At 46.1% G+C, this 14,632-nt stretch carries 8 protein-coding genes; 4 read left to right on the top strand and 4 right to left on the bottom strand.

Annotated features, from left to right (window positions below):
- The coding region (locus GVY04_06085; GenBank protein ID NBD15719.1) for an alkaline invertase at nucleotides 1-1,293 on the top strand (1,293 nt) is incomplete at its 5' end.
- Between the two features lie 69 nt (nucleotides 1,294-1,362).
- On the opposite strand, the gene GVY04_06080 is transcribed toward GVY04_06085, so the two are convergent.
- A complete protein-coding gene (locus GVY04_06080) occupies nucleotides 1,363-2,232 on the bottom strand; it encodes a hypothetical protein (protein NBD15718.1) in 870 nt (289 codons plus the stop codon).
- A gap of 576 nt (nucleotides 2,233-2,808) precedes the next feature.
- On the opposite strand from GVY04_06080, the gene GVY04_06075 reads away from it, so the two are divergent.
- On the top strand, nucleotides 2,809-5,490 hold the full coding sequence (locus tag GVY04_06075) for an HAD-IC family P-type ATPase (GenBank protein ID NBD15717.1): 2,682 nt from the start codon (nucleotides 2,809-2,811) through the stop codon (nucleotides 5,488-5,490).
- Between the two features lie 203 nt (nucleotides 5,491-5,693).
- On the opposite strand, the gene treY is transcribed toward GVY04_06075, so the two are convergent.
- Together treY and tnpA are read right to left on the bottom strand one after the other, a co-directional pair.
- Nucleotides 5,694-8,513: a malto-oligosyltrehalose synthase gene (gene treY, locus GVY04_06070; protein ID NBD15716.1), complete on the bottom strand. Its 2,820-nt coding sequence runs from the start codon at nucleotides 8,511-8,513 to the stop codon at nucleotides 5,694-5,696.
- Nucleotides 8,514-8,661: 148 nt separating this feature from the next.
- Entirely contained in the window at nucleotides 8,662-9,069 is a 408-nt protein-coding gene (gene tnpA / locus GVY04_06065) for an IS200/IS605 family transposase (protein NBD15715.1), read from the bottom strand.
- A 54-nt stretch (nucleotides 9,070-9,123) separates the two neighbouring features.
- Between tnpA and GVY04_06060 the strand changes: the two genes are divergently transcribed.
- On the top strand, nucleotides 9,124-10,536 hold the full coding sequence (locus GVY04_06060) for a helix-turn-helix domain-containing protein (GenBank protein NBD15714.1): 1,413 nt from the start codon (nucleotides 9,124-9,126) through the stop codon (nucleotides 10,534-10,536).
- 13 nt (nucleotides 10,537-10,549) lie between these two features.
- Here the strand turns inward: GVY04_06060 and treZ are convergent, their stop codons facing one another.
- A complete protein-coding gene (gene treZ / locus GVY04_06055; GenBank protein NBD15713.1) occupies nucleotides 10,550-12,376 on the bottom strand; it encodes a malto-oligosyltrehalose trehalohydrolase in 1,827 nt (608 codons plus the stop codon).
- A 256-nt stretch (nucleotides 12,377-12,632) separates the two neighbouring features.
- Here treZ and GVY04_06050 point away from each other — a divergent pair, with 256 nt between their 5' ends.
- Nucleotides 12,633-14,195, top strand: a complete 1,563-nt coding sequence (locus GVY04_06050) for an alpha,alpha-trehalase (protein ID NBD15712.1) — start codon at nucleotides 12,633-12,635, stop codon at nucleotides 14,193-14,195.
- Nucleotides 14,196-14,632 lie beyond the last annotated feature (437 nt).

The raw sequence follows: 14,632 nt of genomic DNA, 5'->3' as shown, positions 1-14,632 counted from the left end.
CAGAAAGCGATGGCGAACCTTGAAAAGCAGTTTCAACGTTTACCAGGATTAGAGAAATGGTTTGTTGAGATTGGAGCTAAACCTGGATCACTTTCGGATAACTTTTTTCTTGGATTACTCTTACAGAACTGTCGCAAGCAAATGGACTGTTTCCAGCCGGGTCAAGGGTTAATGCCAGCGAGTTTTAAAGTTGAGGGAGAGAAAATTATTCCTGACTTTGGAGAAAGCGCGATCGCGCGGGTTGCCCCGGTCGATTCCTGCTTTTGGTGGTTATTAATTCTCCGTGCCTATGTTAAAGCCACTGATGATTGGAGGCTTGTCCAGCAACCAGCGTTTCAAAACGCAATCCGTCTCATTTTAGATCTCTATCTCACCGCCCGCTTTGAAATGTTGCCCACCATGTTGGTGCCTGATGGGTCATTTACCATTGATCGGCGGATGGGCGTTTATGGACATCCCTTGGATATTCAAGCCTTATTTTACATGGCATTGCGCTCCGCAGAAGAATTACTACCAGCCTCTCCCGATAATGATCCTTGCCTGGAAGCAGCGCGCGACCGCGTGAATCATTTGACTTATCATATTCGCCAATACTACTGGCTAAATTTATCTCGCCTCAATGAGATTCATCGCTATGAGGTGGAAGAATATGGTGAAAGTGCGATTAACAAGTTCAATATCTATCCCGATACCATTCCCGATTGGTTAATTGCATGGTTACCCGAAACCGGCGGTTACTTTGTGGGAAATTTGGGACCAGGGCGCATTGATTATCGCTTTTTCAGCCAAGGCAACTTAATGGCGATTGTCACCTCCCTCGCCAAAGAAAGCCAGTCGCAAAGGATTATGGATTTATTAGAACAACGCTGGTCAGATTTAGTGGGACAAATGCCGATGAAACTTTGTTTTCCTGCCCTAGAAGGTCAAGATTGGCGCACCCTCACCGGATCTGATCCCAAGAATGTGCCTTGGTCCTATCACAATGGAGGCAGTTGGCCCTTTCTCCTCTGGCTATTAGCCGCAGCAGCTCAAAAAACCGGACGGACTCACCTAGCAACGCAAGCCTTTGATCTTGCCCGACAACGGTTACCTAATGACCAATGGCCGGAATATTACGACAGTCGTCAGGGTCGCTTAATTGGCAGACAAGCAAGACGGTTTCAAACTTGGACAATTGCCGGATTCTTAAGTGCAGAAAGTCTTCTGGAAAATCCCAAGCATTTACAGTTAGTCACTCATGATACTCCCATTTATGAACAAGCCTGTCACCAGAGCGACCAAACGAGTGGATGATCTGCCATTGCTCTCGCGCTACCCAAACCAATAGCAGTTTAAAAATTGTGATTAACCCTTGTCTCTAAATTATATTTGGGGAAAATACAGCCTTTCTGTCTCTGACGTTTCCTCAGTGTCCTCAACATCTTCTAGCGCCACTGGTAACTTGATTTCACAAGATGGAACAGGCAAGTTTTGATGGTGCTTGCGATGTTTGGCATAGTCGAGGATTTTCCGTCTTTCAACCATCACACTGTCTTCTTGGTAATACTGTTTTCTTTGGTAGGAACGATGATAATTAATCATTCCCCCTGCAAAGAAAAGAATACTGCCAAAAATATATTCCCAACCCACATAGGCAAATAACACCCTGTTGTCTTCGAGATTTAATGCTTCTGATAAGTAAGGCATTGAAGCAATCAAGAAAAGTGTTGAACCAATTGCAAAACTAATTGCAGTAGCATTTAAGAGTTGTAGCTTCACAAATGACCCTTCTTTAACAATTTGAATAACATTCAAACAAGCGCCAATTAAAAAGAATAAACTACCAATCGTAAAACACCAGCCACCGGCAACAATTGCGTCAATTTGTGATAAAAATAAGAGACTCCCGACCGTGAAAAGGATGGTTCCGGCTACATAAACATTAGCAACGATAAATTCCAGCCAATTCCAAATTGTTCGTTGTTTTTGACGGCGTAAATAGGTACTAGATTCTAATAAATCTTGACCGGTTACTACCAGATAAACAAGAGAACCGCCGAAAAATATCCAAGCACCAATATCAGAAAGGCTATCATATCGAGGCAGAAAAAATATACTCCCGGCAATAAAGGTTAATCCGCCAACAATATATAAAATGGCATTAATCGATTCCCAATCCAAGTAATGATTTCCATTTTTATCGGTTGCAATTGGGTTGTAGAGGCGGGGGCGATTGGTAAACAGATGGGGCATTGCAACTCTCGATTCTATTCAAGCGGCAACTGATAAAATAACTTTTTGATCAATAATAACTCACCTCAATTGCTATTGTTTATCCTGAGAGATCCGTAGGTTAATTAATTTTTAATCTGAATATTTCAGAGTAGCTAATCGCTAATCTTGGCAGATTCTTTGCTTTTGAGTGTCATCCAACTAACGGCGTAAATATAAGCAGTTGTCTCTCAAAAAAGAGAAATGGGCTTGTTATTGGCTGGCTCGATCGCAATTGGCTTGATTGGTCATCAACTTCCAGACCTGGGGAGGAACTCCAGACATTAGTACTTGGGGGCTTAGTCCTGTGGCGCGCGATCGCGCCGGCTCACTTTAAGAAAACATGGGAAGCGACTGGAATACCAGAACTAATTGACAATAATTAAGAAAATCATTCTATTCTGGGCAGACATAAATCACAGCCTACAGTCCTACCCAGTGCAGCCGAAACCTAAATTGCTGCAACTAAAATATTAAGAATTTCTTTCCCCAGAACGATTAAATTTAGGCATCAAACTGACAAGATTGAGGGATTCAATCGGCAAGCATTAATTAAATATGACTAAAACCGCGCCCCAGGTAGATTTAGAAGCAGCTACTTCTTTGGACACAGATGAAGTTCTGCAACGTCTATCAGTAGATTCAGAGCGAGGATTAGATCACGCCACAGTTAAGCAAAGACAACAAAAGTATGGGAAAAATCGCCTCCAGGAATTTAAGCGTCGCAGTGCTTGGCAGATTTTCATCGCTCAGTTTAAAAGCCCGATTATTGCCCTGCTCGCAGTAGCAGCGATTCTCTCTTTGGCGTTTCAGAAATGGATTGAAGGAGTAGCGATTATCATTGCTATTTTGCTCAATACTGTAATTGGTTTCTTTACCGAAATTAAAGCAGTGCGCTCGATGGAATCTTTGCAACAACTGAGTAAAACCAAAACCAAGGTGAAAAGAGGCGCTAATGTCCAGGAAATTGCTGCCGAGGAGCTAGTACCTGGGGATATTGTGATCTTGGAGGGAGGCGATTTAGTGGCTGCGGACTTACGTTTGTTAGAGGCTTCTAAACTTCAGGCAGATGAATCAACCTTAACTGGGGAATCTGTTCCCGTCAGTAAAACCACTGAAACCTTGGAGGGAGATTTAGCCTTAGCCGAGCGCAAAAATATGGTGTTTAAAGGTACGGCAATCACGCGAGGTACTGGGGAAGGGGTCGTCGTAGCAACAGGGATGGATACGGAACTCGGTCATATTTCCTCTCTGACAGCACAAGCCAAGGAGGAAATTACACCTTTAGAAAAAAGACTAGATCGTCTGGGGAAAAGACTGATCTCGATTACCCTTGCCATTGCCTTTTTAGTTGCAGTTACAGGAATAATTGGCGGTAGAGATTTGTACCTCATGGTAGAAACAGCGATCGCGCTTGCGGTAGCTGCTGTACCTGAAGGTTTGCCGATCGTAGCAACGGTAGCATTGGCACGGGGGATGTGGCGCATGGCAAAACGCCATGCCATCATCAATCGCCTTTCAGCCGTAGAAACCCTCGGTGCAACCAGTATTATCTGCACCGACAAAACGGGAACGCTGACGGAAAATCGGATGAGCGTGACCGAAATTGCGTTAGATTCGGGCAAAGTAGAAGTAAGCGGAGAAGGACAAACCACAGGAAAATTTAGCCGAGAAGGAGAAACCGTCGATCCGGTTCGTCATGAAATCCTCAGAGCGGTTTTAGAAGTGGGGGTATTGTGTAACAATGCAGCTTTACCCGAAGCAGAAGATCAAGCTGTTGGCGATCCCACAGAAATTGCCTTATTAGCCGTAGGTGCAAAAGCGGGGTTAAATCGGGATGAACTCCTGTCGCAACAACCAGAAGTCCGAGAGGAGGCTTTCGATTCAGAAACCAAAATGATGGCAACCTTTCATGAAATAGCAGGGAAGTATCGCGTAGCAGTGAAAGGGGCACCCGAATCAATTTTACCCGTATGTTCTCATGATCTGACCGCGGAAGGGGTCCGAGTAATGAATAGAGAGGAACATCAATCGTGGCAACAAAAATGCGATCGCTTGGCACAAGAGGGACTGAGAATCTTAGCGCTTGCTCAAAAAACCATAGATAATACTGAGGCTCATCCCTACGAAGAATTAACTTTATTAGGAGTAATCGGATTACTCGATCCGCCACGCCAAGATGTGAAAAAAGCCCTCAAAGCTTGTCGTGATGCGGGAATCCGAGCAATTATGGTGACGGGCGACCAACCGGTAACTGCCCGTCATATCGGACTGGCAGTCGGTTTGACTACCGAAGAAGAAGTTGAAGCCGAACCAGGCAAAGCGCTTAAAAGTCCCGATGAACTATCCCAACAGGAACGGGAACGACTGCGACAAGTTCCTATTTTTGCCCGCGTCAGTCCCAAACAAAAGCTGAATTTAATTGCTCTCCATCAAGAAGCCGGATCGATTATGGCGATGACAGGAGATGGGGTAAACGATGCCCCCGCCCTCAAAAAAGCCGATATTGGCGTAGCGATGGGCAAACGAGGTACTCAGGTCGCTCGCGAAGCAGCCGATATGGTATTGCAAGATGATGCTTTTAAGACAATTATCGCTGCGGTCGAACAGGGACGGGCAATTTTCAACAATATTCGTAAATTCACCCTGTATCTGCTTTCTGGCAACGTCGGAGAAATCATTGCCGTTGCTGCTGCCTCCCTAACTGACGCACCTTTACCCTTATTGCCCCTACAAATTCTTTATCTCAACGTCGTTAACGATGTTTTCCCTGCCCTTGCTTTGGGGGTGGGACCTGGCAATCCAACTTTGATGCAGCGTCCTCCCCGTGATGCCAAAGAATCTATCTTAACGACAAAACATTGGTGGGCGATCGCGCTTTACGGATTATTAATTGCTATTCCGGTACTAGGTGCCTTTGCTTTGGCATTGCTCACCCTAGGGATGGAGGAACAGAAAGCAGTTACCATTTCCTTTCTCACCCTAGCATTTGCTAGATTATGGCACGTTTTTAATATGCGCGATCCCGGTTCTGGTTTGATTCGCAATGAAGTAACTACTAATCCTTATATCTGGGGTGCATTAGTGATTTGTACGGGTTTATTATTATCTGCTGTTTATTTACCAGGATTAAAAGATGCCTTGCAAACCGTTAACCCAGGCTTCAATGGTTGGGGAGTCGCACTCGGCATGAGTCTGATTCCCGTAATAATTGGACAAAGTTGGAAAGTAGCTAAATAATATGAAATTGATTCATTTATGCTACAGATGAGCAATCACCTCACCTTGTCCCCTTCTCGCGCATTCCTTAGCCGAACCAGTAGCCTACGGCACGAGCTTCGCTCTACGGCAGGGTCGCTCGCCTTGTCTTGCTTGTCTCCCCCATCTCCTCGATGGCCTCTGGCAGCGAATCGAAGATTCGATCAATTTGTGGCAAACATTGATCAATTCGAGATAAGAAGTGCAACTGGGAGGTGCTCTAGCGCTATGCTAACTGGAAGCGCATCCTGTGCTTGGATGGCCTGACCGGTAAGGGAATCGATTAATGAGGTCGGAAAATCGGCGGGAAGCTCAATATAAGTATCGCTCCCCCATACTAATTCACCGGTTTGGAAGGTTCCAGCCTTCAGTAGAGGTGTGAAAAACCGGGAGGCGACCACAATTACGGTGGCGCGATCATACCGCCGTGCAAAAGCGACAATATGCTCTGACAGAGGACCCAGAACTTCCAACGGTTCGTAGTTCCCTGCCTCAAACAGCGCTTGGTTCTGGTTACGAGTTGCCAAAGCCTGAGTAATGAGCAACAGCTTCAGTCGTCCGTCCCGCCAGTTCTGCTTCAGTTCTGTCAGTAGTTCAAGGGGATGGGTTTGGAGCCCTCGTTTAATTTCTTTGAGTAGGGCAAACCGATGCTCAAAGTCAACGGGACGGCGGTTGTCAGGATCAACCAGACTCAAGTCCCAAAGCTCGGTTCCTTGATAGAAATCTGGGATGCCAGGCGCAGTGATTTTCAGCAAGGTTTGAGTGAGTGAGTTCAAGGCTCCGTAAAACGATACCCACTCCTGAAACTGCCGCAGTTGAGGCAGAAATCGATTGTCCTCGGCAGGCTCTAGCAGCTTCTCGACAAACTTCAGAAATCCTTCTTCGTAATCAGTATCCGGCTGCAGCCAAGCCGTGTGAACCTTTGCCTCTCGAACGGCCTTAATCAGATAGCTCTTAATCCGCTCGACAAATGAGACATACTCGGCTTCATCAAGAGGATAGGCTCCAACAAGAGTTTGATAGAGAAAGTATTCATCATTCGCATCTGGAATGAGGTGCCCGTTTTGACGAATTTTGTGCTGCTGATTGAGTTCCTGCCAGCCTTTGACCTGGGTCGCCCACTCCTCTGGAATTTCGGAGAGAACTTGTAGACGAGCGCGGATATCTTCACTTCGTTTCGTGTCGTGGGTCGAGGTTGTATTCATGGTTAAGGGCCAGTTATCCCGCCGATTCTGACAGAAATTATGAAAGGCTAAAACTGAAATCCCGGCTTGAGGGGGTTGACCGCCAACTTCATTGAAGGCAATGAAACGGTTGTAGACATAGAACAGTGTATCTTCTATGCCCTTTGCCATCAGAGGACCTGAAAGCTGTTGGAACTTCGATACAAAGTGAAGCCATTGGAGTTGTTCCTCTTGGGAGAGGGACTCGTCAAAATCGAGCATTAGCACTTGTTCGATGAAGTTCAATTCATTGATTAATTGGGGGACATGGAATTTAGCCTGCTGGATAGCTTCCTCTACATAGCTTTGATCGCGCTGATTGAGTGTTCCATCCAAGTTGACATAGATTCGATAAACGGGAAAGAGGGCTAGGAGTTCCTGGAGTGCCCGACGGAGACCGTTATGGGTGAAGTCCCTTCCGTAACGGTAGCATTGGGCAATCCCCTTGAGCAAGGTGGCAAGATTGTGAATATCTCCTGCTAGGTTCTTATCAATAATGAGCTGCTTCTTTTGTACAACTAATTCTTCATAAGGCGTTTTTATCCCTGTCAACGAAGCATAGAGCTCGCTGAGGTAACGGTGATGCTCCCGTTTAAAGAAAAGGCCATTGAGACAATTCAGAAAATCATACCCAGAGGTTCCTTGGATTGGCCACTCACGGGGGATTTCTTCAAACTTGCCCAGATAGTCCTGTTCCAGTTCCAGGATTTTCTCAACGACGATATAGAGTTCGCCACAAGTTTCCCGTAGCCGCTCTAGATAACGCGTCGGATCGTAAAGACCATCCAAGTGATCGATTCGCAGCCCCGTTACTTTGCCACTCTGAATCAGCTTCTGAATGAGCCGATGGGTAATCTTATAAACTCGCTCATTTTCAACTCTGAGTGAGACCAGTCGATTGATACTAAAAAAACGTCGATAGTTTAACTCTTCAGAACCGACTTTCCAGAAGGCCAGTCGAAAGTACTGTTCTGACAGAATGTTATCCAACGCATCAAAACTTTCTGGCTGACCTGCCTTTCCGTTAAAAAAACGGATGTTACTGTCTATAAATTCTTGAATCTCCGAGTTCCCGCTGTAAAGTTCCCAAAGTAAATACTTGACAAAAGTTGCTTGATCCTGCCGCTGTTTCCTCGACACTTCTGAGGGAATACTGTTCAAGATATACAGAATTCCGAGAAGTTTCATAAAATCAGGATGTTCTTGTCCTAAGACTTTGCTCAGACGTCCTAAGTCGCGAGCTAAGACTTTTGCATAGCTGCTCATGCGCAAGGGAAAGCTCAGCTCATAGTAATTGACTTTAAGACCCGTCTCTCCGTAACTGAGTTGAATTTCACCCCGTTCTAAACACTTCCCATAGAAATCTCCAAGGAGCGGTGTTAAGACCCGTCCTTTCAGATCCTGATTCGGATGTTCCCAATCAATATCAAAGCAGTCTGCGTAAGGAGAATCCTCCCCGAACTCTAAGACATTCATCAACCAAAGATTTTGACTGTCATAGGCCATGTGGTTGGGAACAATATCTTGCAGCCATCCCATCTGATTTTGCTGGAGATGCTCGATTAATCGGTCAAACTCTTCAACGGTTCCCAAATCAGGGTTAAGTTGATTGGGATCTACCACATCGTAACCATGCTGGCTCCCTTGACAGGCTTTAAAGATTGGTGACGCATAGAGATCTGAAATGCCCAACTCCGCTAAATAGGGAATGATATCGTAGGCGGCATTAAAGTTAAAATTAGGATTAAATTGAATCCGATAAGTAGCAGTGGGAACGCCCATGGCTAATCTCTCCTAGAATGAGTGGGTGAACAAGAGTTGGAACTGAGTAGGGAATTAGACAAGTCTATCTTAATGACGCAAGAGGACTCCCGTTATAGCCGTTAGGGTTAACGGGCTGATGAATTGCGTCCAAATCAACAGAAGTCCGCTAGGACATCCTTTGGTTTTCCACGTATCTCTTTAACTGCTCAACGGTCACTCCTCCACAAGAAGCAACAAAGTAAGCACCTGTCCAAAACACAGGCTTGTCATAAAACCTACCGATGTGGTCAGGAAACTCTTTCCTAATTAAACGGCTGGATACCGTTTTCAAGTTAGCAATTAGTTTGGAAAGTTGGACGTGCGGGGGATAACTAATTAAAAGGTGGACATGATCGGATTCCCCATTTAACTCCACTAACTCAGATTCCCACTTTTTCAAGGTCTCCTCGAAGATTTCTGTCAGTCTTTGGAGAAGGGAAGGGTTGATCGCTTTTCGACGGTATTTGGTAACTAAAACGATATGAACAGTAAGAGAGTAAACAGTTCTCCATCCTTTGTTATATGCTATTCTCACTTATAGGCAGTAAATGTGTTAAACGAGATTTAGTCTAAGTCTAACAAAAAGCCAATGCTAACTCTCACCTACGAGTACCGCTTAGAACCAAACCAACAGCAGATTGAGATGATCGAACATACTCTCTCAGTCTGCCGTTCGGTTTGGAATTTTGCACTGAGGGAGAGAAAAGATTGGCATAACTCTCGCAAGTCCCCGATTAACGCTTGTTCCATTCTGCAGGAATATATCATTCCTTTTGATGAGCCTTACCCGAATTACCACAAACAGGCAAAGGCTTTAACCGAAGCCAAGAAGACCGACGAACGCCTCAAGTCAGTTAATGCTCAGGTGCTTCAGCAAGTTCTGAGGACTCTTGATCGAGCATTTGCCAATATGAAGGCAAAGGGATTAGGATTCCCTCGATTTAAAAATCGGTATCGTCTTCGCTCTTACGTTTACCCTCAGTTAGGAAAGGAGGTGGTCAAGGGAAATTTTGTTAAACTACCCCAATTAGGCTGGGTCAGGCTTAGAAAGTCCAGAGAAATCCCAAATGGCTTTCAAGTCAAACAAGCCAGAATTGTCCGCAAGGCTTCTGGTTACTTTGTCATGCTTTCCCTTCAGTTGGATGTGGATGTCCCACAACCTTTCCCTCATGGACATGCGAGAGGGTTAGACTTGGGGTTTGACAAGTTTGTTGCTACTTCCGATGGTTTAGAGATAAAACGACCTCGGTTCTTAAAGTCTCTACAAAGGAAGCTGAAATTGCTCCAACGTAGACTTAAGAACAAACCGAAAGGGTGCGGAAGGCATCTTCACTGCGTCGCTTCGCTCCTCGCTCCAGGCTGCTTTCCTGCTGGAATCGAATTCCAGCAGGGTCGGCAGTCGAATAACCGTCACAAGCTGAATCGCAAGATAGCAAGGCTACACCAACGTATTTCAGACACTCGCAAGGATTGGCACTTCCAACTCGCTCATCAATTGTGCGATGGAGCAGGGATGATCTTTGTCGAGGACATCAACTTCCGCACCTGGCAAAGAGGCATGCTGTCTAAGCACTCAGCAGACGCAGCGTTTGGGAAGTTTGTAAACATCCTCCAATGGGTCTGTTGGAAGCGTGATGTATATTTTGCTAAAGTTGACAAGGACGGCACTTCTCAAGAATGTAGCCAATGCGGTGCGCATACAGGCAAAAAGACTCTGGATGTCAGGGTTCATCATTGTCCTGAATGCGGTTATGTCGGTTCGAGAGACGTGGTGTCTGCGGAAGTCATTAGAAATCGAGGTCTGACCCAAGCGCGGGTTTCCCGCGCATTGGAAAGCAGACCTGAAGGAACATCCGCCCTCGGGCAGGGGGTAGATGTCAAACAAAATGCCTTGGGAGACGGGCTGACGGGGACAGAGGAAACTTTGTCTAGTCAAGTGTCTGAGAAAAAGGAAAACCTAATCGTAAGGTTAGGAATCTCCCACTATAGCCGTCAGGTTTAGTGGGATGAGGATGTCAATGAAGAACATAGAGTACAAAACTGCTCGCGACAAGGCTAAGATTTAACTCGCTTCCTTCTAGTACAGGTGGGGCTAGGGGCCCCATGCCCAACCATTGGGAATCGGATGAGTCCAGATGCCTGTGCCATAGACCTGGCGGGAGTTGCGGTCGGATAGAGGCTGCGCGATCGCCGAAGTTCAACCCAATCAACACCTGACTCGCCTCATGCCAACGTTGAATGAGCAAAATTTTCTGCTCCTCTAAACAGTTCACCTTGAGTTGGGCGCGATCGCCAATACCGAGAGCGGGGATGTCGCGACGCAAACGAATGAGTTCTCGATATAGGACCAGCAAAACCTGATGTTTGCCCTGTTGCCGCTGCTCCCAATTCAATTTCGACTTTTGAAATGTCTCTAAACTGAAAGCATCTGGCGGCTCATCCTTGCCATGGAAGGGTGCAAATTCTCGTTGACGTCCCTCTCGCACCGCTTGAACCAAGTCAGAGTCGGTATGGCTAATCAGGTACAGGAAAGGAGCGTCTTCCCCATATTCTTCTCCCATAAATAGCAGCGGAATGTAGGGAGAGAGCAGCAAGGCTCCGGCTGCTAATTTTAACTTCTCGAATGAGACGAGGTGAGACAGTCGTTCTCCCCACATACGATTTCCGATCTGATCATGGTTTTGCGTATAAACTATAAACTGAACCGGAGGACAAGAACTGGCATCGCTGCCATGAAACCGCTGGCGGTGAACAGAATATTGCCAAGAATAGACAAAACTGCTGCGATAGGCTTTAGCAAGTTGCTGTAGATGTCCAAAGTCCTCATAGTAACCGGTTCTTTCCCCGGTCAAGATTGTATGTAAGGCGTGGTGGAAGTCATCACTCCACTGAGCATCGATTCCATATCCTCTCTTCTCCAATGGCTGAATCACTTGAACATCATTAAGGTCACTTTCGGCAATGAGATAATAACGTCGCCCTTGCTCTTGGGAGAAGGAGGCAATCGCCGTTGCTAACTCCGCCAGAAAGTGCTTAGCGCCAAAGTCGTAAATAGCGTGCACCGCGTCCAATCGCAGCGCATCAATATGATAGTCGCGCAACCAGTACAAGGCATTCTCAATGAAGAAATTTCTGACCCCATCGCTGTGCGCTCCATCAAAGTTAACTGCCCGGCCCCAAGGGGTTTGATACCGGTCTGTCCAATAAGGAGCAAACTCCTCAATGTAACATCCTTCTGGGCCAAAATGGTTATAAACAACGTCTAAAATGACAGCAATTCCCCGTTGGTGGCAAGCATCAACCAGCTTCTTGAGTTCCGTTGGTCCTCCATAGGAAGCTTGGACCGCATAGGGATAGGCGCCGTCATAGCCCCAATTGCGATCGCCAGGGAATTGGGCTACGGGCATGAGTTCGATGGCGGTAATTCCAAGATCGACAAGGTCCTCAAGCCGAGGAATAATCGCAGCAAAAGTCCCCATTGCTGTAAAAGTGCCCACATGCAATTCATAGATCACCCACTCTTCCAGAGCCAAACCTTGCCAGGATTGATCATGCCAGTCAAAATCCGCGTGATCGATCACTGCTGACAGTCCGTGTACATCTTGAGGTTGGGAGTGGGAAGCCGGGTCAGGACGGAAAACTTCGTCATCCAAACGATAGCGATAGAGGGTTCCCGGTTTGATCCCCTCTACCTGCACTTGCCAGTAGCCCCGTGATTGGGATTGCATGGGAATCATTCGATGTACAGGTTCAATCAGTTCGACAGCCACTTGCTCCCGAAGCGGTGCCCAAACTACGAATTGACAATGGTTATTTCCTTGATAATTCGCTCCAACTCTCATGCTCCTGTCCCTTTGCTGCTATAGCCCATTTAAACGTACCACAGGGGCTGATTCATGAGGGACTGTGTGCGGTAGAGCGAAGCTCGTACCGTAGGCTATTTATTTCCGCAGTCTCAGACAACCCTTTCTGTGTTTTGTGAGGGCTTAATTTGGAGGAAACCACCAAATGTAAGAAATCTGAACTGAAGGAAAGCCCCATCTCCAACTCAATTAAAATTATAGTTGTAGGATTATCAGACCGTTGACTACATCATTCATGACGAATCCAACTCGGTCCTCACCGCCCAATCATCCATTCTCATCCAGTCAACTCGAAGCCGTGCGGGCTTATATCAAGCAGACTTGGAAAACGCTGACCCGCACCCCTGCCCATACCCTTGAAGCCGCCATTGATCCCAAAATCGACCATCAGGAGGGCCAACCTTGGTTCGTCTACATTTCCCGACGGGAGGATCTGGTAACTGTAAGACGATCACTCCAGATGGCTATGACAGCCGAAGAGTTCCAACAGCTTGAGATCCGAGTGCTGCCTCCGGACCTAGAGCACCTTGAGAACCACGGGTTGCTCTACTTACCAGGGAACTATGTTGTTCCTGGAGGGCGTTTTAATGAAATGTATGGCTGGGACAGCTATTTTATCCAGTTGGGATTGCTCCGTGATGGGGAAATTGAGTTATCCCAGTCCTTACTCGACCAACTTTTATACGAGATTGATCACTACGGCACCATCCTCAATGGGAATCGAACGTACATGCTGACTCGTTCCCAACCCCCCTTCATCACTCAGATGGTTTTAAATCAATACCAATCTCGTCCCGATCAAGACTGGTTGGCTTCAGTCTTACCCATTATTCGTAATTATTACTATTACTGGATCGTCCCGCCTCATCTTAATCAAGCCACTGGATTGTCCCGCTACTATGCTTTAGGGAATGGCCCTGCTCCGGAAGTCATCGCCTCAGAACGCGATCAAGGCGGACGAACGCATTATGACCGGGTGCGAGAATATTATCGCACCCATCAGATTGAGGGCTATGATGTTAGGCTTTATTACGATCAACCAGGGGATCGGCTGACCGATCTGTTTTATAAAGGCGATCGCTCGATGCGCGAGTCAGGATTGGATCCAACCAATCGGTTTGGTCCGTTCAGTATCGATATTGTTCACTATGCTCCCGTTTGTCTGAATGTTCTCCTCTATCAAATGGAACAGGACATCGCCCAAATTAATGAAATTCTTGGGCATGCCGATGCGGTAAAATACTGGCGAGCTCGAGCCAAAGACAGACACGAGTTAATTGACCAATTCCTATGGGATGAGGAAATAGGACTCTACTTTGACTACAACTTTTTCACAGAACGCCGCCGGAGATACCACTATGTCACAACGTTTTACCCGCTCTGGACCGGTCTTGCTTCGCCAGTACAAGCTGAACGAGTTGTCAATCACCTATCCAAATTTGAGACTTGTGGCGGTCTCCGAACCAGTACGGAAGTGACTGGGAACCAATGGGATGCTCCCTTTGGCTGGGCTCCGTTTCATCTGATTGCGGTACAAGGACTCTACCGTTATGGCTATCGAGAAATGGGGGATCGAATCGCCGATAAATTTATTACTCTGCTCTTACAAGAGTTTGATCGTCAAGGCACTCTCTTAGAGAAGTATGATGTAGAAAGTTGCTCCAGCGAGATTTCAGAGGAGATTCAATTTGGGTATACCAGTAATGAAGAAGGTTTTGGCTGGACAAATGGTGTTCTCTTGGAGTTGCTTGCTTTGCGACAAAACATGATCTGCAGTGAAAATTTATCCAGAGAATAACCAGATGAGTTGACCTTTCTTTGGAAACCCCACTTGCATGGCTCCAGTTTCTCAAGGGAATTTGCAAATTAGTTACTTTGAAAGTGTGATAAGTAAACTCACTAAGGGCAACTCTTATCATTAATTCACTGTTTTCTCGCTCATGTTTTTGCTTTTTCTTGGGCGACAATTCTTCTGTCCTAATCTGTTCGAGGGTTCGGCCGCTCAGTAAAGACTCCGGTTCGATGCTGACAGATTTGTTGCTTATAAAGCGAGTTTTGGCTACATTCTAGCTTAAACTTCGTTTAAGTCCCGCTCAAGCATTACCTGAGATGCGTTTTATATCTTATTAAATTATAAATAACAACAACAACAACAGCGTAGCCAATTCTCACTGATTCAGCCACGTTATAGAAATCACGTTGACACTTTTATAATATTGTCTATAATGTAATTAT

The sequence above is a fragment of the Cyanobacteria bacterium GSL.Bin1 genome, from assembly GCA_009909085.1.
Lineage (GTDB): Bacteria > Cyanobacteriota > Cyanobacteriia > Cyanobacteriales > Rubidibacteraceae > Halothece.
Note: the sequence above shows the minus strand (reverse complement) of the source record. Positions and strands in the feature narration are given on the sequence as shown.

Bases quoted from the DNA above. Each gene is read 5' to 3' on its own strand.
- GVY04_06080 (NBD15718.1), bottom strand. From the start codon at position 2,232: ATGCCCCATCTGTTTACCAATCGCCCCCGCCTCTACAACCCAATTGCA.
- GVY04_06075 (NBD15717.1), top strand. From the start codon at position 2,809: ATGACTAAAACCGCGCCCCAGGTAGATTTAGAAGCAGCTACTTCTTTG.
- treY (NBD15716.1), bottom strand. From the start codon at position 8,513: ATGGGCGTTCCCACTGCTACTTATCGGATTCAATTTAATCCTAATTTT.
- GVY04_06060 (NBD15714.1), top strand. From the start codon at position 9,124: ATGCTAACTCTCACCTACGAGTACCGCTTAGAACCAAACCAACAGCAG.
- treZ (NBD15713.1), bottom strand. From the start codon at position 12,376: ATGAGAGTTGGAGCGAATTATCAAGGAAATAACCATTGTCAATTCGTA.
- GVY04_06050 (NBD15712.1), top strand. From the start codon at position 12,633: ATGACGAATCCAACTCGGTCCTCACCGCCCAATCATCCATTCTCATCC.